22 protein-coding genes and 1 pseudogene are annotated in these 21,972 nt (G+C 67.8%); 18 read left to right on the top strand and 5 right to left on the bottom strand.

Annotation, left to right across the window (positions count from 1 at the left end):
• Positions 1-92 precede the first annotated feature (92 nt).
• Complete coding sequence (groL, locus tag ACFW3F_RS20300; RefSeq protein ID WP_388060580.1) at positions 93-1,718, bottom strand: chaperonin GroEL; 1,626 nt, start codon at positions 1,716-1,718, stop codon at positions 93-95.
• A 206-nt stretch (positions 1,719-1,924) separates the two neighbouring features.
• Here groL and ACFW3F_RS20295 point away from each other — a divergent pair.
• The 6 genes and pseudogenes from ACFW3F_RS20295 to ACFW3F_RS20270 all read left to right on the top strand — a co-directional run.
• Positions 1,925-2,081 (top strand): annotated as a pseudogene (locus ACFW3F_RS20295) (LLM class flavin-dependent oxidoreductase); the annotation flags it as partial.
• Between the two features lie 75 nt (positions 2,082-2,156).
• Positions 2,157-2,792: a DUF4178 domain-containing protein gene (locus tag ACFW3F_RS20290; RefSeq protein WP_388060578.1), complete on the top strand. Its 636-nt coding sequence runs from the start codon at positions 2,157-2,159 to the stop codon at positions 2,790-2,792.
• A gap of 56 nt (positions 2,793-2,848) precedes the next feature.
• Complete coding sequence (locus ACFW3F_RS20285; protein ID WP_388060577.1) at positions 2,849-3,397, top strand: DUF2617 family protein; 549 nt, start codon at positions 2,849-2,851, stop codon at positions 3,395-3,397.
• Positions 3,394-3,927 (top strand): DUF4247 domain-containing protein, encoded by a 534-nt coding sequence (locus tag ACFW3F_RS20280; RefSeq protein ID WP_388060575.1) that lies wholly within the window; start codon positions 3,394-3,396, stop codon positions 3,925-3,927. The genes ACFW3F_RS20285 and ACFW3F_RS20280 overlap by 4 nt, the downstream gene beginning before the upstream one ends.
• Before the next feature lie 57 nt (positions 3,928-3,984).
• Positions 3,985-4,410, top strand: a complete 426-nt coding sequence (locus ACFW3F_RS20275; protein WP_388060573.1) for a DUF350 domain-containing protein — start codon at positions 3,985-3,987, stop codon at positions 4,408-4,410.
• Between the two features lie 67 nt (positions 4,411-4,477).
• Positions 4,478-6,040, top strand: a complete 1,563-nt coding sequence (locus ACFW3F_RS20270) for a polyamine aminopropyltransferase (protein WP_388060596.1) — start codon at positions 4,478-4,480, stop codon at positions 6,038-6,040.
• On the opposite strand, the gene ACFW3F_RS20265 is transcribed toward ACFW3F_RS20270, so the two are convergent.
• Positions 6,034-6,984, bottom strand: a complete 951-nt coding sequence (locus tag ACFW3F_RS20265) for an SDR family NAD(P)-dependent oxidoreductase (protein WP_388060571.1) — start codon at positions 6,982-6,984, stop codon at positions 6,034-6,036. The two genes, ACFW3F_RS20270 and ACFW3F_RS20265, sit on opposite strands and share 7 nt — an antisense overlap.
• 81 nt (positions 6,985-7,065) lie before the next feature.
• Here ACFW3F_RS20265 and ACFW3F_RS20260 point away from each other — a divergent pair, with 81 nt between their 5' ends.
• The 7 genes from ACFW3F_RS20260 to ACFW3F_RS20230 all read left to right on the top strand — a co-directional run bounded on the left by ACFW3F_RS20260 (position 7,066) and on the right by ACFW3F_RS20230 (position 14,181).
• Positions 7,066-7,677, top strand: coding sequence for a TetR/AcrR family transcriptional regulator (locus ACFW3F_RS20260; protein ID WP_388060569.1), 612 nt, complete (start codon positions 7,066-7,068; stop codon positions 7,675-7,677).
• Positions 7,670-8,860 (top strand): sensor histidine kinase, encoded by a 1,191-nt coding sequence (locus ACFW3F_RS20255; RefSeq protein WP_388060567.1) that lies wholly within the window; start codon positions 7,670-7,672, stop codon positions 8,858-8,860. Before ACFW3F_RS20260 ends, ACFW3F_RS20255 begins: the two co-directional genes overlap by 8 nt.
• 73 nt (positions 8,861-8,933) lie before the next feature.
• A complete protein-coding gene (locus ACFW3F_RS20250; RefSeq protein ID WP_388060565.1) occupies positions 8,934-9,749 on the top strand; it encodes a LytR/AlgR family response regulator transcription factor in 816 nt (271 codons plus the stop codon).
• The gene (locus ACFW3F_RS20245; protein WP_388060563.1) at positions 9,742-10,227 is read left to right on the top strand and encodes a hypothetical protein; all 486 of its coding nucleotides are present in this window, start codon (positions 9,742-9,744) and stop codon (positions 10,225-10,227) included. The genes ACFW3F_RS20250 and ACFW3F_RS20245 overlap by 8 nt, the downstream gene beginning before the upstream one ends.
• Positions 10,224-12,002, top strand: a complete 1,779-nt coding sequence (locus tag ACFW3F_RS20240; protein WP_388060561.1) for a cation acetate symporter — start codon at positions 10,224-10,226, stop codon at positions 12,000-12,002. The genes ACFW3F_RS20245 and ACFW3F_RS20240 overlap by 4 nt, the downstream gene beginning before the upstream one ends.
• Before the next feature lie 158 nt (positions 12,003-12,160).
• Positions 12,161-12,517, top strand: a complete 357-nt coding sequence (locus ACFW3F_RS20235) for a DUF485 domain-containing protein (RefSeq protein ID WP_388060559.1) — start codon at positions 12,161-12,163, stop codon at positions 12,515-12,517.
• Between the two features lie 11 nt (positions 12,518-12,528).
• Positions 12,529-14,181 carry a cation acetate symporter gene (locus ACFW3F_RS20230; protein WP_388060594.1) on the top strand — a complete coding sequence of 551 codons (1,653 nt, stop codon included), beginning with the start codon at positions 12,529-12,531 and terminating at the stop codon, positions 14,179-14,181.
• 92 nt (positions 14,182-14,273) lie between these two features.
• Here ACFW3F_RS20230 and ACFW3F_RS20225 read toward each other — a convergent pair whose 3' ends face one another.
• Positions 14,274-15,686 carry an amidase gene (locus ACFW3F_RS20225; RefSeq protein WP_388060557.1) on the bottom strand — a complete coding sequence of 471 codons (1,413 nt, stop codon included), beginning with the start codon at positions 15,684-15,686 and terminating at the stop codon, positions 14,274-14,276.
• A 9-nt stretch (positions 15,687-15,695) separates the two neighbouring features.
• On the bottom strand, positions 15,696-16,310 hold the full coding sequence (locus ACFW3F_RS20220) for a TetR/AcrR family transcriptional regulator C-terminal ligand-binding domain-containing protein (protein ID WP_388060555.1): 615 nt from the start codon (positions 16,308-16,310) through the stop codon (positions 15,696-15,698).
• 87 nt (positions 16,311-16,397) lie between these two features.
• On the opposite strand from ACFW3F_RS20220, the gene ACFW3F_RS20215 reads away from it, so the two are divergent.
• Positions 16,398-17,633 (top strand): MFS transporter, encoded by a 1,236-nt coding sequence (locus ACFW3F_RS20215; protein WP_388060553.1) that lies wholly within the window; start codon positions 16,398-16,400, stop codon positions 17,631-17,633.
• On the opposite strand, the gene ACFW3F_RS20210 is transcribed toward ACFW3F_RS20215, so the two are convergent.
• Positions 17,594-18,205 carry a TetR/AcrR family transcriptional regulator gene (locus ACFW3F_RS20210; protein WP_388060551.1) on the bottom strand — a complete coding sequence of 204 codons (612 nt, stop codon included), beginning with the start codon at positions 18,203-18,205 and terminating at the stop codon, positions 17,594-17,596. The two genes, ACFW3F_RS20215 and ACFW3F_RS20210, sit on opposite strands and share 40 nt — an antisense overlap.
• 218 nt (positions 18,206-18,423) lie before the next feature.
• Between ACFW3F_RS20210 and ACFW3F_RS20205 the strand changes: the two genes are divergently transcribed.
• The 4 genes from ACFW3F_RS20205 to ACFW3F_RS20190 all read left to right on the top strand — a co-directional run bounded on the left by ACFW3F_RS20205 (position 18,424) and on the right by ACFW3F_RS20190 (position 21,967).
• Positions 18,424-19,617, top strand: a complete 1,194-nt coding sequence (locus tag ACFW3F_RS20205; protein WP_388060549.1) for an acyl-CoA dehydrogenase family protein — start codon at positions 18,424-18,426, stop codon at positions 19,615-19,617.
• 39 nt (positions 19,618-19,656) lie between these two features.
• The gene (locus ACFW3F_RS20200) at positions 19,657-20,769 is read left to right on the top strand and encodes an acyl-CoA dehydrogenase family protein (RefSeq protein ID WP_388060547.1); all 1,113 of its coding nucleotides are present in this window, start codon (positions 19,657-19,659) and stop codon (positions 20,767-20,769) included.
• 165 nt (positions 20,770-20,934) lie between these two features.
• Positions 20,935-21,408 (top strand): DUF350 domain-containing protein, encoded by a 474-nt coding sequence (locus ACFW3F_RS20195; RefSeq protein WP_388060545.1) that lies wholly within the window; start codon positions 20,935-20,937, stop codon positions 21,406-21,408.
• A gap of 100 nt (positions 21,409-21,508) precedes the next feature.
• Complete coding sequence (locus tag ACFW3F_RS20190) at positions 21,509-21,967, top strand: SRPBCC family protein (RefSeq protein WP_388060543.1); 459 nt, start codon at positions 21,509-21,511, stop codon at positions 21,965-21,967.
• Positions 21,968-21,972: the final 5 nt, after the last annotated feature.

Genomic DNA, 21,972 nt, shown 5'->3' with positions numbered 1-21,972 from the left:
GCCGCCCGCAATGCCGAAGGCCGGCCACCCTCTCGGGTGACCGGCCTTTGGTGTGTTCTGCGTGGAGAGGACGCAGGGATCTGATCAGGAGATCAGAAGCCCATCCCACCCATCTCGTCGCCACCCGGCATGGCCGCTGCGGCGTTCTTCTCGGGCTTGTCGGCGACGACGGCCTCGGTGGTGAGGAACAGAGCCGCGATCGAGGCTGCGTTCTGCAGCGCCGAGCGGGTGACCTTCACCGGGTCGTTGATGCCGGCCTTGAGGAGGTCCTCGTACACACCGGTGGCGGCGTTGAGGCCGGTGCCGGTGGGCGAGTTGAGGACCTTGTCGGCGACGACGCCCGGCTCGAGGCCGGCGTTGATCGCGATCTGCTTGGCCGGAGCCGAGAGCGCGACCTTGACGATGTTGGCGCCGGTGGCCTCGTCACCCTCGAGCGAGAGTGCGTCGATGGCCGGCTCCGACTGCAGCAGGGCCACGCCACCGCCGGCGACGATGCCCTCTTCGACGGCAGCCTTCGCGTTGCGGACGGCGTCCTCGATGCGGTGCTTGCGCTCCTTGAGCTCGACCTCGGTGGCCGCGCCGGCCTTGATGACCGCAACACCGCCGGCCAGCTTGGCCAGACGCTCCTGCAGCTTCTCACGGTCGTAGTCGGAGTCGCTGTTCTCGATCTCGCCGCGGATCTGGGCCACACGACCGGCGATGGCGTCGGGATCGCCCGAACCCTCGACGATGGTGGTCTCGTCCTTGGTCACGACGACCTTGCGTGCGGTACCGAGCAGCTCGACGCCCGCACCCTCGAGCGAGAGGCCGACCTCTTCGCTGATGACCTCGCCACCGGTGAGGATGGCGATGTCGGCCAGCATGGCCTTGCGGCGGTCACCGAAGCCCGGAGCCTTGACGGCGACGGACTTGAAGGTGCCCTTGAGCTTGTTGACGACGAGGGTCGAGAGAGCTTCGCCCTCGACGTCCTCGGCGATGATCAGCAGCGGCTTGCCGGCCTGGATGACCTTCTCCAGCAGCGGCAGCAGGTCCTTGATGGTCGAGACCTTGCCCGAGACCAGCAGGATGTACGGGTCGTCGAGGACGGCTTCCTGACGGTCGGCGTCGGTGACGAAGTAGCCCGAGATGTAGCCCTTGTCGAAGCGCATGCCCTCGGTGAGCTCGAGCTGCAGGCCGAAGGTGTTGGACTCCTCGACCGTGATGACGCCTTCCTTGCCGACCTTGTCCATCGCCTCGGCGATGAGCTCGCCGATCGAGGGGTCGCCTGCCGAGATACCGGCGGTAGCAGCGATCTGCTCCTTGGTCTCGACCTCCTTGGCGCTCTTCAGCAGCGACTCGGTGACGGCCTCGACGGCCTTCTCGATGCCGCGCTTCAGACCCAGCGGGTTGGCGCCGGCAGCGACGTTGCGCAGGCCCTCACGGACGAGTGCCTGGGCGAGAACGGTGGCGGTGGTGGTGCCGTCGCCCGCGACGTCGTCGGTCTTCTTGGCGACTTCCTTGACCAGCTCGGCGCCGATCTTCTCGTACGGGTCCTCCAGCTCGATCTCCTTGGCGATGGACACGCCATCGTTGGTGATCGTGGGGGCGCCCCACTTCTTTTCCAGAACGACGTTGCGACCCTTGGGTCCCAACGTCACTCGAACGGCGTCGGCGAGGCTGTTGAGGCCCCGCTCGAGGCCGCGACGGGCCTCTTCGTCGAACGCAATTTGCTTGGCCATGGGTAAGTGATCCTCCGAAGGGGGTGACACTAGGTTCGTATGGCCGGAACTCGGTGCCCGCGACGGACGACCGGTGTGTCATTCGGTACCGGCCTCACCGTCCCGACCTGGCACTCACAGCTCGTGAGTGCCAACCTCGTTTTTAGCACTCGACCAGTGCGAGTGCAAGGCAGCACCCGAACCCGTCACGTCGACGCGGTCGGCCGCAGCGACTGCGCGTCGGCCCGTTCGTCCTCGACGCGGCGTCCGTCAACCCAGCCCTGCTCGCCCGGGATGCGGCCACGGTCGACCAGCTGTCCGACGGCCGGGTGGAGCTCGGGCTCGGCAGCGGACCACGTGCGGGAAGAATCCGAGGCAGCGGGCGGTGCTCATCGGATCGGTCATTCGCACCTTCGACGACTGCCATCCCGGGCCGCCCGGTCGACTAGGGTCTGAACCGTGGAATTCCTGCTGATCATCATCGTCGCGCTACTGGCGATCATCGCGGTGGTCGTCATCTTCAATTTCCTGGGCAACCGCAAAGCCCGGCAGGCCGAGCAGGACGCCCTGCGCGAGCGGACCTATCGGCCCGGCGACCCCTTCTCGTCAGCCGACGACGACTCCGTCTACGGCGATCCCCGCGACCTCAAACCGGGCGATCTCGTCGAACTGCGCGGTCAGACGTACGCCGTTCGTGGCACGCTGCGCCTGACGCAGGACGGCTACACCTGGACGGAGAACTTTCTCGACACCGGTGTCGGGTCCAAGGCATGGGTCTCGGTCGAGGACGATCCCGATCTCGAGGTCGTGCTGTGGCACGAGCTCCCCGGCGCCACCGTCACGCCCGGCCCCGACACCGTCGAGATCGAGGGCCGTCGATACCAGTCCGAGGAAGCGGGCTCCGCGCGCTTCACTTCTGCGGGGACCACCGGGGTCGCAGCCTCGGGCCGGATGGCCTACCACGACTACCAGGCCGGCAACGACCGTCTGTCATTCGAGGACTACGGCAGCGGCTGGGAGTGCGCCCGCGGCGAGCTGCTGTCCCGCGCGGACTACCGCATCTACCCGACCAACCCCGCCCCGGAGACGCCCTGACCGCGACACCGACCACCCGCCACCAGACGCCCTGAGCACGGAGACCCCCGCGACGCATGACAGAGAACCCAGAACGCCCCGGCGACCCCACCGCGCAACTCGCGGTCGCCTACGCCGACACCAGCGCGGCCCAACTCGGTTTCTCGCTGAGCGCGCCACTGCAGGAGCCGCTGGCGCAGGAGGACCGTGAGATCGACGGCATCACCGTGTCGGTGCGGCTACTCGGCGCGAGCCATCAGGTGCTCGTCGAGGACGGCGCGCAACGGATCTGCGAGACCGTCGCCTGCCTGCCGGAGGTGACCTCGGCGTTGCCCGAGAGCTTTCAGGAGAGCGGTTACTACTTCAGTTCACGTGTCGAGCCGGTGAACCCCGATCAACTCGCCGCACTGGTCGAACAGCTCACCGCACGAGTCACCGAGCAGTCGGCCACCGGGCATCCGTGCGTGATGGGACACTTCCCCGGTGAGCCGCACGCCGTCACCGCGATCGTGACGGAGTCCACCGACGATGCCATCAGCTGGCACACCTGGCACACCTATCCCAAAGCCGCCGAGGTAGTGATCACCTCCAGCAAGATCGACCGCGGTCCGGTGACCCGTCCATGACCGATCAACCTCCGCCCGGCGGGCCCCCGGACCCGCGGCGCCGTATCAACAAGACGCGCAACATCATCATCGGCGTGATCGTCGTTCTCACCGTCTTCGCGCTCATCGGTGCGTGCACCGCGCGAGTCGCGCGTGGGGGCGGTATCGGCGGGTCGGCGCGCGACTACATCTCGCAGAACTACGAGCGTGACACCGCGCTCGACGAGGGTGACGTCGACGCCTACGTCGCCAACGGGACCCCCGCGGAAGTCGCGGGCGAGCTGCGCGACGCCGAACGTCCCAGCGACCAGCGGACCGGCGCCACGGGCGCGGGCAACGTCTCCGGCACCCAATTCCTGCAGTACCCCGATTACCTCGTGGGACTGTTCCCGTTGGCCGCCGGGACCACTCGGGTGATGCTGAGCCGCGACTACCGGTCGGGATACCACCACTATCACCCCTACGTCGGCGCGTTCTGGGTGCCCACACCCCGCTATGCGGGTAGCGGCAGCGGCAACCGCGGTGGCGGGAGCGGCGGTGGCGGCAAATGATCAGTGTCCGTCCGGCACGTTCCACCGAATTCGTCCGATCAACCAACGGAGAACACCATGCTCGCTGATATCGCTGAGAACGCCTACGCAGCAGGCGCTTACGCCGGTGTCGGCGTGATCCTGATGATCGTGTCCTTCGCGATCCTGGATCTGTTGACTCCCGGGAAGCTGCGATCCCATCTGTGGACCGACCGCAACCGCAACGCGGGCATCCTGGTGGGCTCCAACCTCTTCTCGGTCGCCGTCATCGTCACAGCCGCCATCGTCGCGAGCGAGGGCCGGCTCCTCGAAGGACTCACCTACACCGCCGTGTACTCGGCGATCGGCCTCGTCGTGATGGCGGTGACCTTCCTCGTCATCGATCTGTTGACTCCCGGAAATCTCGGCGAGCTTCTGGTGCAATCGGAGAGCCACCCGGCTGTCTGGGTGCAGGGCATCGCCCACATCGGGGTGTCGGTCATCGTCGCCGCCTCCATCCTGTGACCGGTTCACCGCACTCCCCACTCCCTTCGTGACCGGCCGCGAACCCACTTCGGACGACCCCGGGCCGGTGGCGACCGAACCCGCTCCGGACGCGTTGGCGGCGCGGCCGAGGTTCGCGCGCGCCGGACTGCTGGCCGTCGTGTTCGTCTGCGCTGCATGCGGCCTGGTCTACGAACTAGCCCTGGTCTCGCTCGGGTCGTTCCTCATCGGCAACACCGCGACGCAGGCGTCGATCGTCCTCGCGGTCATGGTCTTCGCCATGGGCATCGGGTCGCTCGCCGCGAAACCGCTCCAGCCACAATCGGTCACGGCTTTCGCGGTCATCGAGTTGCTGCTCGCACTCATCGGCGGATTGTCGGTGATGGCGCTCTATGCGGCGTTCGCCTACCTCGAGCTGTACACCCCCGCTCTTGTTCTCGTGGCCTTCGTGCTCGGTATCCTGATCGGCGCCGAGATTCCACTCCTGATGGTTCTGCTGCAACGGATCCGACGCCAGGAGGCCGGCTCCGCGGTCGCCGACATGTTCGCCGTCGACTACATCGGCGCCCTCATCGGCGGCCTGTGCTTCCCGTTCCTGTTGCTGCCCTGGTTCGGCCAGCTGCGGGGCGCACTGGTGGTCGGACTCGTCAACGCCGCCGCCGGCTGCTTCCTCGTCTTCGTGATCTTCCGGAAGTCGATGTCGCGCACCCAGATGCTCGTGCTGTCCGCGGCGGCGATCGGAGTCGTCGCCGTGCTGGTCGCGGGACTGATGCTCTCCGGCCGCTTCGAGATCACCGCCCGGCAGGCGCTGTACCGGGATCCGATCGTCGCCGCCGAACGTAGCGCGTACCAGGACATCGTCATCACCGAGAACCGTTTCGGCGCAGCGGCCGACACCCGCCTGTATCTCAACGGCGACCTGCAGTTCTCCTCCGTCGACGAGCACCGGTACCACGAGACACTGGTACATCCGGCGATGTCCGGCAAGCGCGAGGACGTCCTGATCCTCGGTGGCGGTGACGGACTCGCACTCCGCGAGGTCCTCACCTACCCGGACGCCCGGGACATCACGCTCGTCGAACTCGACCCGGAGATGATCCGGTTGGCCCGTACCGACGAGCGGCTCACCGCCTTGAACCGGTCATCGATGACCGATCCCCGAGCCGAGGTCATCGCCGCCGATGCGTTCTCCTGGCTGCGCGGCACCGACCGGCGTTTCGACGTCATCATCGTCGACATGCCCGACCCCGACGACTCCGCCACCGCGAAGCTGTATTCGACCGAGTTCTACGCGATGGTCCGGGCGCATCTCGCCCCGACGGGCCGGGTCGTCGTGCAGGCGGGGTCCCCGTATTTCGCACCGCGATCGTTCTGGTGCGTGGCGTCGACCATGCGCGCGGCCGGACTGGACCCGACCCCGTATCACGTCGACGTACCGTCCTTCGGCGACTGGGGATTTCACCTGGCCGGCGCCGGGGGCCCAGTCACCCCGACCGTCGAGGCGCCCGGCCCCATCCGATTTCTCAGCCCCGAACAGCTGGCCGCCGCCACAGTTTTCCCGCTCGACCGGCAACGCCTCGACCTCCCGCCGTCGACCCTGATGGACCCCCGGATCCTGCGGTACGCGCAAGGCGAATGGGCTACCTACTGACGTTGACTGATCTCCGAACGCAGCTCCTCGAGGTGGTCCCAGAGATCGTGCTCGCGTTCGGGGTCATGACTCTCCGCTGACGAGTCGGACACCCGCCCACGGTCGACATAGGCGCCGGTATCCGCCTGGGGCGCACCGAGAATCGCCGACGCCAGACGTCGGCCCGCCGTGGGGACCCGATCCAACGGGCTGACGAGGGCCAGACCCGGAAGCACCCACTTGTTCATCCACCGCTGGAGCGCGCTCGCCTCGCGGGCCAGGTCCGTACCGGGCACGTAACCCGGATTGTAGGAGACGATCTCGACTCCGTCGGGCAGGCGTCGCGCCCACTCGTGGACGAGGTGAATCGCGGCCAGTTTGCTGGTCGAGTATGCGGTTCGGCCCGCGGACGGACTCGCGCCTCCGAACGCACCCGGTCGGGACAAGCGTGCCGGGGTCGTCCATTGCGGTGCGGGGACCATGCCCAGGTTGTGCCGGAAGTCGCCGAAGTGCGTGTCGCTCACCGTGATGATGATCCGGGATCCGCGGGTCAGGTGTCCACCGAGCTCACCGATCAGCAGATGGTTCGCGAACACGTTGACCGCGAAGGTGGCTTCGAGTCCATCAGCGCCGGCTTGGTGATCGTCGACGAACTGGACGCCCGCATTTCCCGCCAGGCCCCGCAGGGGAGGCAGCGCCGTGTCGTCGAGCATCCGCCGAATCCTCGCCGCCGCAGCGACCGTGGAGGCCGTGTCGGCGAGGTCGGCATCGACGACGACGACGCGCTCTGCGCCTGCACCGAAGCCGTCCACGAAGCCGGCGGGTCCACCCCCGCGAGCGAGCACGACGAGCTGACACGACGGATCGGTCGACACGGTGGAACGGGCGGCGACCAGGCCGAGGCCTCTGGTGGCCCCTGTCATGACCAGCGTCCAGGACGCAGTCGGTGTGTGGGATTGGTTCATCTCGGCTCCCGCCGTTTGAGTTGACATTGTCAACTCAAGAAAACAGCATTCGGTTGACGGTGTCAACTGTAGGGTGGGGCGATGACCACGAGGGCGGAGAGCGCGGCACACACCCGCCAGGCACTGCTGGCGGCGGCATCGACCCTCCTCGACCACGGCGGACCGGAAGCGGTCACTCTTCGCGAGGTAGGCAGCGGCGCAGGCGTTTCCCGGTCCGCCGCATACCGACACTTCGTCGGAAAGGACGAGCTGTTGGCGGCGGTGGCGGCCGAGGCGTGGGCGGTCGTCGCGGACGGACTCGACGTCATCTCGTCCGACCCGGACCTGTCCGCCGAGGACGCCGTGCGATCGGCGCTGTACGCCCTGTCCGACCTCGGACTGAACCGGCCGCATCTGTATCGGCTCATGTTCGCGACTCCGGCCGGCGCTCCGGCGATCCCCGGAGCCGTACGCGCGCAGGACGGCCTGGTGTCCCTGGTGAGCCGCATCGTCGGCGCCGACGCCGCGCGACACCACGCAGCGCTGCTCTTCGCGACGGCCCACGGACTCACCGACCTCGACACGCACGGCCACCTTCCGCCCGCCAAATGGCACGCCGACCGGCACGCCCTGATCGATCTCGCCGTCTCCTCACTCTCCAGCGGACGCAACCGCAACGGTGCCGACAGCAGCAACGGGAGCGCCGATGTCTAGCGGCGTGACGATCGCACTCGTCCTGCTCGGGCTACTCGCGTGTGTCGGCGCGGTGGTGCTGATCCGCACGCGACGCGTCGTCCGGACCCCGGCCGAACGTGCGGTCCACCTGGCGCTGCACACCGCGTCCCTCGCCGCGCGCTCGCTACGCACCGGACTGTCGGCGGACTCCGCTCGCGAAGCACTGCCACACCTGCACACCCTCACCGCCGCCGAGGCGGTCGCCCTCTACGACGGTGAACCGAGCCGGCTCGCCCATCTCCCGGACGGCGACGACATCTGGGACGACGAGATGCTCGGCCACGCCGACCGCGCAGCGTCCTCCGCACTGGGCGACCTCCGGCGCGTCCTGCTCACCGAACCCAGCGGCGCGGAGTCCCCGGTGCGTGCGCTCGTCGCCCAGCCCCTCCTCGCCGACGATGTCGGCGTCGGGGTCCTCGTGGTTGCCACCACCCGACGGCCCGGCCCCGGAATGCTCGGCGCCATCGCCGAAGTCGCGCGGTACGCGTCGAGCCAGATCGAACTCGCCGACCTCGACGCCTCACGCGCACGACTCAACCGCGCCGAGGTTCTCGCCCTGCGCGCTCAGATAAGCCCGCACTTCATCTACAACGCGCTCAACACCATCGCCTCCTTCGTCCGAACCGACCCAGACCGCGCGCGCGAACTCGTCCTCGACTTCGCCGACTTCACCCGCTACTCCTTCCGGGCCGCAGGCGAATACACGGTGCTCGCCGACGAACTGCGCAACATCGACCGCTACCTGACGCTCGAACGAGCCCGCTTCGGCAACGCGCTCGACGTCAAACTGCATGTCGCACCCGAGGTCCTGAACGTCGTCGTGCCGTTCCTCGCGCTGCAACCACTCGTCGAGAACGCGGTACGCCACGGCCTGGCGTCGAAAGGTGGGGGCACCATCACCATCGTCGCGGCCGACGAGGGCACCGACTGCGTCATCACGGTCGAGGACGACGGCGTGGGCATGGAACCGGAACTCCTGCGCAGTGGCGCCCTCGACGCCCTCGATCACAGCGAGGGCGCGCACGTCGGCCTGACCAATGTCGACCACCGGCTCCGCGCCGCCTTCGGCAACGACTACGGGCTCGTCGTCGAGACGGCCGTCGGCGCCGGCACCAAAGTGGGCATGCGCGTTCCCAAGTTCCGAGCGGGGATCCGGGCGTGAACGCATGGATTCGGCGGGCGTCGGAACCCGCGGACGGTAAACTGCGGGCTGTCGTCGACGCGGGAGGTGCTCCATGACCGCACTGGTGGTTCTCGCGGTCGACGACGAACCACCCGCTCTCGACGAGCTCGGCTACCTGCTGAACCGGCAGGACGACGTCGCCGAGGTCTGGTCCGCCTCCGACGCCACCGGCGCCCTCCGCGAACTCAACGAGCATCGCGTCGACGCGATCTTTCTCGACATCAACATGCCCGGCCTGTCGGGACTCGAACTCGCCGGTGTGCTCGCGAAATACGCCTCGCCCCCGGCGATCGTGTTCGTCACCGCCCACGACGACCGGGCCGTCGACGCGTTCGAGGTCGGAGCCGTCGACTACCTGCTCAAACCACTCCGCGAACAACGTCTCACACAGGCAGTCGAACGCGTCCGCGCCAGCCTCGACAGTCCGGGACGCGCGACCGAACCCGATCCACCCGCCGCTCGTCCCAAACGTCGCATCGCATCGGACGACGTCATCCCGGTGGAGATGAGCGGCGTGACCTCACTCGTCCGGCGCGACTCGATCTCCTGGGTCGAGGCCGTCGGCGACTACGCCCGCCTACACGCCGACTCCGGCGCCCACCTCGTGCGCATCCCCTTGTCGACCCTCGAGTCACGCTGGCAGCACACCGGTTTCGCGCGCGTCCATCGGTCCTACCTCGTCTCGCTGCCGATGGTCACCGGACTGCGGACCGTCGGCGGAGGCACCGTGGTGTGCGTCCGCGCCAACGGTGCATCCGAGGCCGTCGAACTGCCCGTCAGCCGCCGACAGGTCCGCGAGCTCAAAGACCGTCTCATCCGGGACCCGCTGCGCCAGTATCGTTCTCCCACCGGCCGAGATGATGGCTGAGCCTCCTCCCCAGCGTGAACGCGTGGTGCTCGCCTCCCGCCGCGGAGCACGGATGGTGCGCACCCGCGTCGAGGTCCAGGAACAGACCGAGGTCGGCGACGCGCTCGTGCGGGGCCTCATGCGCGCTCAACTCGGTCTCGGCCTCCGACTCGGCGGCACCCTTCTCGCGGTGGCCGCGGCGATACCCCTTGCCGCCTGGCTGTTTCCGGGAATCGCCGACGCCGACGTCTTCGGAATCCGGTTGATCTGGTTGGTGCTGGGCGTGCTCGCCTTCCCGATCCTCTACCTGACCGGTCGCCTGTACGTGCATCTCGCCGAACAGGCCGAACGCGACTTCATGGGCCTCGTCGATGATGATCTGTCCGACTCCGTCGGGATCGACCTGGCCGACTCCGTCGGGAACGATCTGTCCGACTCCGTCGGGAACGATCTGGCCGACTCCGTCGGGGATGACTCGCCCGAACCGGGCCCGTCATGACCACCGAGGTTCACGTCCTCACCGCTGTCGGGCTGTTCGCCGCCGCCATCGCCACGATCGCGGTCGGCGCCTGGGGAGGCCGGTTCTCGCGCACCACGTCCGACTTCCTGGTGGCCTCGCGGAGCGTCGGCTCACGCTGGAACGCGGCCGCGGTCTCCGGCGAATATCTCTCGGCGGCATCTTTTCTCGGGGTGGCCGGGCTCATCGCGAAGTACGGCGCAGACGCCCTCTGGTATCCCGTGGGATTCACCGCCGGCTACCTCGGACTGCTGCTGTTCGTCGCCGCGCCGCTGCGTCGTTCCGGGGCCTACACGGTGCCCGACTTCGCCGAGTTCCGGCTCGCCTCCACCGCCGTGCGAAAGACCGCGATGCTCGTCGTGGTCGTCGTCTGCGTCCTGTACCTCATCCCGCAGTTCCAGGGCGCGGGACTCACGCTCAACATTCTTCTCGGCGCACCGGTGTGGGCAGGCGTGGTCGGTGTCGGCGTGATCGTGATCGTGAACGTCGTCGGCGGCGGCATGCGATCGATCACCTTCGTCCAGGCCTTCCAGTACTGGCTCAAGCTGACCGCGATCGCGGTTCCCGCGCTCGTCCTGATCGGCGTCTTCGCCCAGGACCCCGCGCCCGTCGGGGAACCGGCGCCGCCACGCATCACCACCGCGACCACGGTCGACGTGACCACCGACGTGTCGGTCACCGTCGCCGAGACCGCCGGGGTCCGGGTCACCGGAACCTTGGACGGCGTCGTCGTCGACGACGCACCCGTGGCCACCACCGGACCGCACGTGATCTCCGCGGGTTCCACCATCTTCCTCGACGCCGGAGCAGCCACCCCCGTCGTCGCGGGCGCACCGACGCAGAACGCGGAATGGATCGCCCCCGGCGGGGGGTTCGGCGGCAACCATCCGCTCTACCAGGTGCTGTCGCTGATCATCGCGACATTCCTCGGAGTGATGGGTCTGCCGCACGTCCTGGTCCGCTTCTACACCAATCCCGACGGTCGATCGGCTCGGCGGACGGCGCTGGCCGTCATCGCTCTGCTCTCGCTGTTCTATCTGTTCCCGATCCTGCTGGGCGTGTTCGCGCGGCTCTACGTCCCCGAGCTGCTGATCACCGGCACTGCCGACGCCGCGGTCCTGCTGTTGCCGAGTGCGGCGGTCGGCGGGATCGCCGGCCAGATCCTGGCCGCACTCGTCGCTGCGGGGGCGATCGCCGCCTTCCTCGCCACCTCATCGGGGCTGCTCGTGTCGGTCGCCGGCGCGCTCGCGACCGACCTCCTGCGTGGCCGCGTCCGCGACTTTCGCCTGGCCGCGGTCATCGGCGGACTCATCCCGATCGGCCTGTCGCTGGCGGCCGCCTCGCTGGAGCTCTCCCGGACCGTCGGATTGGTGTTCGCGGTCGCCGCGTCGACGCTCTGCCCCTTGCTGGTGCTCGGCATCTGGTGGCGCGGGCTGACGGCCGTCGGCGCCATCGCGGGGCTCGTCGTCGGCGGCGCGTCCTCGGGGTCGGCCACGATGCTGGCGATCGCCGGGGTCGTCGACGACGACGCGCTCGGCGGGTGGCTCGAGGTAGTGATCGGGTATCCGGCCGCGGTGACGGTGCCTCTCGCCTTCGGCACGATGGTCCTGGTCAGCATGGCGACCCGCCGCCTGGTACCGGCCGATCTCGCACGGACCTTCGCCCGTATGCACGTGCCGGAGCGAGTCGGGATGGGAGTGGACCGCACCCCCGGGCGGGGCCCGGACGACCCGACACCTGACCGATCGGCCAGTTGACCGCTCGCCGTTCGTCGGATCTGACCGACCGCCCGTCGCACAGACCGCGGGCTTCGGCGTGTGACCCAGGACACCCGATTGCCATGTGATCTGCACCTCATCCAGGCTGACTCTCGTATGGCCATCACACACGTGGCCACGTCACCCTGGGAGGAAACGTGTCGACCGTCGACCAACCACCACCGGCGCCACACGCGCCGACCGGCGAAGAATTCATCGAGATGCAGGCGAGCCCGGAGTTCCAGGACCTGCGGCGCACCCTGCGCAAGTTCGTCTTCCCGCTGACCGCGTTCTTCCTGATCTGGTACTCCGTCTACGTGCTGCTCGGCGCCTTCGCGCATGACTTCATGGCGACCCAGGTCTGGGGCAACATCAACGTCGGCCTGATCCTCGGTCTGCTGCAGTTCGTCAGCACCTTCGTCATCACCGGCATGTACGTACGCTTCGCCAATCGCAACCTCGACCCGAAGGCCGAGGCGATCCGCAACGAGATGGAAGGCGGTCCCTCGCTGTGAACACCCCCGCTGTGGACACCTCTGTGCACACCACCGACGTGACCGTCCTCGCGGCGACCGTGGGCAGCCCCGCCGCCAACATCGCCATCTTCGCCGCCTTCGTCGCAGTCACCATGTTCGTGGTGATCAAGGCCAGCAAGAACAACAACACGGCTGCCGACTTCTTCACCGGCGGTCGCGGCTTCTCCGGACCCCAGAACGGCATCGCCATCGCCGGCGACTACCTGTCGGCAGCCAGCTTCCTCGGCATCGCGGGCGCCATCGCGGTCTACGGCTACGACGGCTTCCTCTACTCGATCGGCTTCCTCGTCGCGTGGCTCGTCGCCCTGTTGCTCGTGGCCGAATTGCTGCGCAACACCGGCAAGTTCACCATGGCGGACGTCCTGAGTTTCCGCCTCAAGCAACGTCCGGTGCGTCTGGCCGCGGCGATCTCCACCCTCGCGGTGTCGCTGTTCTACCTGCTCGCCCAGATGGCCGGCGCCGGCGGCCTCGTCGCCCTGCTCCTCGACATCGAGGGACGCGTCGGTCAGTCGATCGTCATCGCCGTCGTCGGCGCGCTGATGATCGTCTACGTGCTCATCGGCGGCATGAAGGGCACCACCTGGGTGCAGATCATCAAGGCCGTCCTGCTCATCGCGGGTGCCGGCATCATGACCTTCATCGTCCTGGCGAAGTTCGGCATGAACCTGTCGTCCATTCTCGGTGCGGCGCAGGACGCGGTCACCGACTCGACCAGCGAAAAGGTCGCCGCACGTGACGTTCTCGCGCCCGGCGCCCAGTACGGCGGATCGCTGACGAGCCAGATCAACTTCATCTCGCTCGCCATCGCCCTGGTCCTCGGCACCGCGGGCCTGCCGCACGTGCTGATGCGCTTCTACACCGTGCCGACCGCCAAGGAGGCTCGCAAGTCGGTGGTGTGGGCCATCGCCCTGATCGGCGCCTTCTACCTGTTCACCCTGGTCCTCGGCTACGGAGCCGCTGCCCTGGTCGGACCGGACAAGATCCTCGACGCCGCCGGCGGACAGAACTCCGCGGCACCACTGTTGGCGTTCGAGCTCGGTGGCGTGGTCCTGCTCGGCATCATCTCGGCGGTCGCCTTCGCGACGATCCTCGCCGTGGTCGCCGGCCTCGCCATCACCGCGTCGGCGTCGTTCGCCCACGACATCTACGCCTCGGTGATCAAGCGCAACAAGGCAAGTGAGGCCGACCAGGTCCGCGTCTCCCGGTACACCGTCGTCGTCCTCGGTATCGTGAGCATCATCCTCGGCATCCTCGCCAACGGCCAGAACATCGCCTTCCTGGTGGCACTGGCCTTCGCGATCGCCGCGGCCGCGAACCTGCCGACGATCGTCTACTCGCTCTACTGGAAGCGGTTCAACACCCGCGGCGCCCTGTGGAGCATGTACGGCGGCCTGATCTCCACGATCGTGCTGATCATCTTCTCCCCCGCCGTGTCCGGGTCGTCGACGGCCATGGTCCCCGGCGCCGACTTCGCCTGGTTCCCGCTCGCCAACCCGGGCATCGTGTCGATCCCGCTGGCCTTCGTTCTCGGTATCGTCGGCACGCTGACGACCCCGTCGGACAACGGCACCCCGGAACGCAACGCCGAAATGGAGGTCCGCTCCCTCACCGGCGTCGGCGCCGAGAAGGCCGTGCAGCACTAGGGCTCTCGCAGACCCACCCCTTTTCCTTAGACCCACCACCTTGCGAGGTGGTGGGTCTAAGGAAAAGGGGTGGGTTTGTGCTCAGCCGGGACTCAGGCGTCCTGGATCCGCGCGAACGGCTGAGCGGCTTCGAGCTCGAAGGCCAACTCGAGAAGCGTGCGTTCCTGGCCGAGGTCGGCGGCGAAGTGGATTCCCACGGGCATGCCCGACTCATCCTGTCCGAGAGGAAGACTGATCGCCGGGGTGCCGGCGGTGTTGTTGGCCGGGGTGAACGCGATGAAGCGGGTCAGCCGGTCCATCGCCTCGTCGAATTCGAGTGCCGGGTCGAGGTATCCGATCTCCGGGGTCGTGTGGACGACGGTCGGGGTGAGGATGACGTCGAAGGTGTCGTGCAGACCCCGGATCGTGGCGGTGGACTTCTTCAACCCCCGGACCGCGCCGGGCAGCCGGTAGAAGTGCCGGAGCGCACTGCGCGACAGGCCGCGGGTGAAGGAGTCGACCTGCGACCGGTCGAACCCCTTGTCGACCACCCGTTTTCCGAAGCGATCCAGCGCGAGTGCCAGCAACGACCAGTAATCGATGAAGTCCCGGACGTAGTCACGATCGACCGGCAGCGGCACCATCTCGGTGCGGTGACCGAGCGACTCGACGAGTTCGGCCGCCTCGGCGACACACCGTTGGGTCTCGCGGTCGAGCAGCGCCCCGGTCAGAGGTTCGGTGATCAGCGCGATCTTGAGCCGCTTGGTCCCCGGACCTTCGACGATCCCGATCGGCGGCATCCCGGGCGCGGGTTTAAAACCCTGTGTGTCGGCGAGGAATCGCGCCGTGTCACGCACCGAGCGGCTGACGATCCCGTTGGACACCAGGTCGATCGGCGCGTCCCGCGTCTCCTTCGACGACTCGACCCGCCCGCGACTCGGCTTGAGACCCACCAGCCCGCAGATGGCGGCGGGAATCCGGATCGATCCGCCACCGTCGTTGGCGTGCGCGATCGGCAGTGCTCCGGCGGCGACCAGCGCCGCCGAACCACCCGATGAACCACCCGAGGAGTAATCGGTGTTCCACGGGTTGCGCGTCGGCTCACGGTCGACGAACTCCGTCGTCGAGGTCAGTCCGAAGGCGGGCATCGTCGACGCCCCGACGACGTTGACCCCACTGGCCAGGAACTGGTTGGTGAAGGCCTCGTTGGCCTCGGCCGGTCGCGGCGGAACCGCGGCCGACCCGTGACAGGTCGGCAGGCCCGCGAAGTCGGTGTTGTTCTTGATGATCGACGGCACCCCGATGAACGATCCCAGCGGGAAGTCATTGTCGACGGCGCGTTTTCGGGCGCGCTCGCGGTCGTCGAAGGCGATTGCGTTGAGGTGTGGGTTGACGGCGTCGATGCGGGCGATCGCGGCCTCGACGGCTTCCGCGGCGGAGATCTGACCGGACGAGATCGCGTCGGCGATGCCGACCGCGTCGTGCTCCCCGAGTGCGTCGTCGGTGAACGCGTGGACGTGTTTCATGCCCGGACCCTACAGTCTCGGCCCGGCCCCGATCATCGATAACAGGTCACCGACCAGCTCGGCGGCGTGATCGGCGTCGAGTTCGAGCCCGAACACCGCGTGGTGATATAGCGGGGCGATCACGTGATCGAGCACCTGCCGCACCGACGGCGTGGGCTCGCCGCGCTCCTGTGCCCGCGCGATCATCTGCTCGGCGTGTTCACGCCGGATCTCCCAGCAGGGGCAGACCTCCACGATGTCCTCCCGGGCCGCGACCATGGCGCGAAGGTAGGCCCGGCGCTTGGGGCGCGCGATGTCGGCGGCGATGATCGTCGCCCACTCGGACAGATCGTCGGCAAGCGTGCCCGTGTCCGGCAGCGGTTCGCCCCGGGTCAGTGCCGCGACCGCCACCTCCCCGAGAAGCGCGTCGATGGATCCCCACCGTCGATAGATGCTGGTCGGATTGACCCCGGCGAGGTCGGCGACCTCCGGGATCGTCATCGTCTCGCGGCGTCCGGCACCGACCAGTTGACCGACCGCCGTGTACACGGCGGACTGCACCCGAGCGCTGCGGCCGCCGGGCCGCCGCGCGGGCGCCCCGGACCCGGCCGACTCCTGCTGAGCTGGTGCGCTGGCACTCGTCATGCGACCATTATTGCAAAGCTGATTGCTTTTGGGGCCTCGGCACCGCTAACTTCGTAAACGCAAGTGCGTTTGCGTTAAGGAGATGAGATGGCGCCGCTACACCCCCATCGCGCGTTCTGGCTGATCGCGGCGACCTATGTGATGGTCTTGTTCGCCTCCGCCGCGCCCTCGCCGCTGTACCCCGTCTACCAGGAGTTGTGGGGCTTCTCGGCGCTGACGCTCACCCTGGTCTTCGCGGTCTACGTCGTCACGATGCTGTTGAGCCTGCTGACGGTCGGCTCGCTGTCCGACCACATCGGCCGCCGCCCGGTCCTCGCGGTCGCGCTCGCGCTACTGATCATCAGCATGATCCTGTTCGTGGTCGCCGGCGACGTCGGCACATTGCTCGCGGCCCGCGCCCTCCAGGGCCTGGCCACCGGCGCCGCCCTCGGAACCTTGACCGCGACGACCGTCGACCTGCAACCCACCGCCCGCATGGGTTCGACGATCATCGGTGCGGCACCCGCCATGGGCCTGGCGGGCGGGGTGGCCGTTGCCGGACTGCTCGTCGAATACGCCCCGGCCCCGCGCATCCTCGTCTTCGAGATCATCCTGGCCCTGTTCGCCGCCCTGTTGATCGCGCTGCTCGTGGTTCCCGAGACCGGGGAGCGCGGCGGTTTCGATTCGCGGCGGCACCTCGCGGTCACGCTCGCCCCGCAGATCAGCGTGCCCCGAGCCGTCCGCGGGGTCTTCTTCGCGTCGGCCCCCGCACTCATCGCCACCTGGTCGCTCGGTGGGCTCTACCTGTCGCTCGGGTCGTCGGTGGTCTCGCGGGTCTTCGGCGTCACCAATCACGGTGCCGCGGGCCTGATCCTGTTCGTCTTCTTCGCGTGCGCGGCGGTCACCTCGCTGCTCATCACCGGCCGCTCGTCAACCGTCAAGTCCGCCTTCGGCTATCCCGCCCTCGCGGCAGGTGTGCTGATCTCCCTGTCGGGGGTGCTCGTCGAATCTCTGCCCCTGTACATCGCCGGGTCGATCGTGGCCGGTTCCGGGTGGGCGGCGACCTTCCTCGGAGCGATGGACAACATCTCCGCGGCCACGCCTCCGACCCAGCGCGGCCAGGTCTTCTCCTCCGTCTTCGTGGCGAGCTACCTCGCCTTCAGCGTGCCCGCCGTGATCGCCGGGATCGTGGTGTCGCACATCGGTTTGCGCAGCACGATCATCGGCTACGTCTGCTACGTGCTCGCCGTCGCGCTCATCGGCGCGGTACTGACCGTCCTCACGCGCCGCCGGCCGCCGGCAGATTACGGCGAACCGACCATCCGCATCGCCAGCTCCGCATAGAAGTCCCCCATCTGCTCCGGCGACAGCGCGCCGTCCTCGCGATACCAGCGCGCGACGTCGATGCCCATGGACAGCATCGCGTTGGTGGTGGCGAGCGAATCAGCGACATCGAAGTCCCCGGCATCGATCCCGGCGTCGATGATCGCGCGCACCCGGCGGGTGATCTCGCGACGCATCGCCATCACCGTGTCGAGGTGGTCGGGCGCGAGCGCATTCAGTTCGTAGTTCACCACCCGACCCCCCACGTGTTCGCGAGCGTGGTGCTCGGTGAACGCGCGGACCAGCTCGCGCAGCCGGTCGCCGGGGGACGCCGACGGATCGTCGGCCTCGTCGATCGCCGCGAGGATGGCGCGGTGACCGGCGTCGGAGATCTCGAACAGCAGCTCTTCCTTGGAGCGGAAGTGCACATAGACCGCTGCCGAGCTCATCTGCGCACCATTGGCGATGTCGCGGGTCGTCGTGCCGTTGAACCCCTTCGCAGCGAACGCCTCCACTGCGGCGCGCAGGAGCCGCGCCCGGGCGGCCATCGGCCGGGCTTGCGACACCGGGTCGGCGGACGGAGCCACGGTCACCCCCTCAGATCGGTCGGAGTGGTCGGAGTGGCCGGCGCGGCGGCCGTGATTGACAGCATCCGGCCCGCGCGGCATAGTGCAACCTATCACTAAGCAAGCGCTTAGTCATTCGTGGCTCGACTGGGGTTTTCCCGGTTCGAGTGCACACATGGCGGAGGCCATCGCCCGGACACCATCGCCCGGATACGGACACCCTCGACAGGAGTAGAGAAGAACCCATGCAGCTGACATTCAGTCCTGAAGAAGAGGCCTTCCGCGAAGAGATTCGTGGCATCTTCGCCAAGGTCCCCGAAGACGTCCGCAAGCGATGCGAAGAGGGCAAACTCCAGTACCCCGAGGATCTCGTCACCACGACGCGCATCCTCAACGAGCACGGTGTCGCCACCCCGAGCTGGCCGACCGAACACGGCGGCAAGGACTGGACCCCGATCCAGCACCACATCTACCGCGAGGAGATGAGCCTCGCATTCGTCCCCGACATGCTGCCGTTCAACGTCGGCATGATCGGTCCGGTCATCGCCCAGTTCGGGTCGCCGGAGATGAAGGAACGCTTCCTCGCCAAGACCGCCAACCTCGACATCTGGTGGTGCCAGGGCTTCTCCGAGCCCGAGGCCGGCTCCGATCTGGCCTCGCTCAAGACCCGGGCGGTCCGCGACGGCGACGACTACGTCATCAACGGCCAGAAGACGTGGACCACGCTCGGCCAGTTCGCCGACTGGATCTTCTGCCTCGCGCGCACCGACCCCGAGGTGAAGAAGCAGGCCGGCATCAGCATGTTCCTGTTCCCGATGGACACACCGGGCGTCGAGATCCGGCCGATCCAGCTCATCGACGGCAGCTACGAGGTCAACGAGGTCTTCTTCAACGACGTCCGCGTGCCCGCCGAGAACATGGTCGGCGAGGAGAACAGCGGCTGGACGCAGGCCAAGTTCCTGCTCGGCAACGAGCGCAACGGCATCGCCCGCGTCGGCTACACCAAGGCGAAGCTCGCCCGCGCCAAGGAACTCGCCAAGCAGACCCGCACCGCGAAGGGCACCCTGCTCGACGATCCGCTGTTCGCCGCGCGCCTCGCCGAGGTCGAGAACGAGCTGCTCGCACTCGAACTCACCCAGCTGCGCGTCGCGGCCTCGTCGGCCGACGGCAAGCCGAACCCGGCGTCGTCCCTGCTCAAGCTGACCGGCAGCCAGCTGCAGCAGGCTGCGATGGAGCTGATCGCCGACATCGCGGGCCCCGACTCGCTCCCGGTCGCACAGCTCGACGCGTCGGCGCCGAACGGCAGCGCCGAGGTGAGCGCTCCCGAGTGGGCCCAGCTCGCCGCACCGACCTACCTCAACTACCGCAAGGTCACGATCTACGGCGGGTCGTCGGAGGTCCAGCGCCAGATCATCGACAAGGCCGTCCTCGGCCTCTGAGCCGACCACGCCTCTCCCAGACCTCACCTAAGGAACACCATGGATTTCGAGCTTTCCGAAGAGCAGGGGATGTTGCGCGACACCGTTCGCGAGGTCCTCACCAAGACGTACGACGTCGAAACACTGCGCAAGGTCACCGACACCGATCTCGGCTGGAGCGAGAAGGTGTGGAAGTCGTTGGCCGAGATCGGCATCCTCGGCCTCACCTTCCCGGAGAACGAGGGCGGCATGGACGCCGGCCCGGTCGAGTTCACCAGCGTGATGACCGAACTCGGACGTGCGCTGGCACCCGAGCCCTACCTCGACTCGGTACTCGTCCCGGGTTCACTCCTCGGCCTCGCCGACGATGCGACCCGCACCGAACTGCGCACTGCGCTGGCATCCGGTGAACTCCTGATGGCCTTCGCCCACACCGAGCCCGGAGACCGCTGGCCGGAGGCGCGGGTCGAGACCACCGCGTCCGCCGACGGAGTCCTCAACGGCACCAAGACCCTTGTCGCACACGGCGATTGCGCAGCCAAGCTGATCGTGTCGGCACGCGACGACAACGGCGTGGGCCTCTACCTCGTCGATGCCGACGCCGAGGGCGTCACCCGGACGCCGTACCGGACGCACGATCGCCGACGCGGCGCGCAGATCGAGTTCAGCGACGCCAAGGCAACGCGGTTGGGCACCGGCGACGCGTCGCAGACCATCGCCGACGCCGAGGTCGGCATCCAGACCGCGCTGTGCGCCGAGGCCGTCGGCGCGATGGAGCGCAGCCTGGACCTGACCGTCGAATACCTGAAGTCGCGCAAGCAGTTCGGCGTCACCCTGTCGGCCTTCCAGGCCCTCACCCACCGGGCCGCCGACATGTACGTCCAGCTCGAACTCGCGCGCAGCCTCAGCCTGTACGCGACCTCCGCGCTGGCGGACGGCATCGCCGACCCGATCATCGCCTCGCGGGCGAAGCTGCAGATCTGCCGCTCCGCGCGTCTGATCGGTCAAGAGGCGATCCAGATGCACGGCGGTATCGGCATGACCGCCGAGTACCCGATCGCCCACTACGTCAGCCGGTTGACAGCGATCAGCCACACGCTCGGCGATGCGTCGGACCATGTGACCCGCCTGGCGGAGAACATCGACACCTACGACATGCTCAGCGTCGGCTGACACCGCGACTTCCGGACACGTGCCGGAAGCGGTGCCACGGGGCTGCACCCCGGCTACTGTCCTTCAGCGAAGGTCCTGTGCGCTTCTCGCGTGCAGGCCTTCGCTGAAGTCGTTCTCGGGCGGCAGCCCGCCGACGGTGTTTGTTGTCAGGGGAGAGGGAGCCGGATGGAACTGCTGCGGGACAATTTGGCCGCGGGCGCGTCGTTCAGCCTGGTCGGGATCGCTGTGCTCATCCTCGGATTTGCGGCACTCGACCTGGTGACGCCCGGCCGGCTGCGCCGGTTGGTGTGGATCGAGCACAACCGCAACGCGGTGCTGCTGACGACGTCCATGGTCATCGGTCTCGCGATCGTCCTGGTCTGTTCGGTCATCGACACCGAACTCCTGGAGTTGTGGCGTGCGCTGCTCTACACCGCGGCTTACTCGGTGCTGGCGATCGCCGTGATGATGTGGTCGTTCGTGCTGATCGACTGGCTCACCCCGGGCAAGCTCGGGACGTTGCTGTTCGACGGGGCGTCGCGCGGGGAAGACCCATCCGAGGCCGGTCACGATGCGTCCGAGGAACATCCCGCCGGCTGGATCACGGCTGCGGTGTTCGTCGCGATCGGCGCTGTCATCGGCATGACCCTCCTGGTCTGAGTACGGCGCGACGCCGCAGGTCCGCGCCCTTTCCGGGTTGACTCGAGCACCCGAACATGCTTATTGACCCTCAGCCAACAAGCCCATAGGGTGAGCGACCATGACCGCAGCACTCATCGAAGAGTCCATCGACATCGACGCCACACCCGAACAGGTCTGGTCGGTGATCTCCGATCTCAAGCGCATGGGCGAGTGGAGCCCGCAGTGCAAGAAGATGATCATCCGCGGTGGCACCGTCGGGTTGGGGACCAAGACGATCAACATCAACCGCCGGGGCCCGCTGGTGTGGCCGACCACGTCCAAGGTCGTCCGCTACACCCCGCATCAGGAACTCGGGTTCCGGGTCGCCGAGAACCACACCATCTGGAGCTACACCATCACGCCGAAGGACGCCGGCGTCACGGTCACCGAGCGCCGCGAGGTCAACGGGTCGACGACCAAGGTCTCGTCGGTGCTCGTCGACAAACTCTTCGGTGGGGCCGAGTCGTTCGAAGAGGAACTGAAGCTCGGGATGGCCGAGACCCTGGGCAAGATCAAGCGCGCCGCCGAGTCCAACTGACCCTT

It is taken from the genome of Gordonia sp. NPDC058843, assembly GCF_042743165.1.
Taxonomy (GTDB): Bacteria; Actinomycetota; Actinomycetes; order Mycobacteriales; family Mycobacteriaceae; genus Gordonia.
This window is presented reverse-complemented; position numbering and strand designations above follow the sequence as displayed.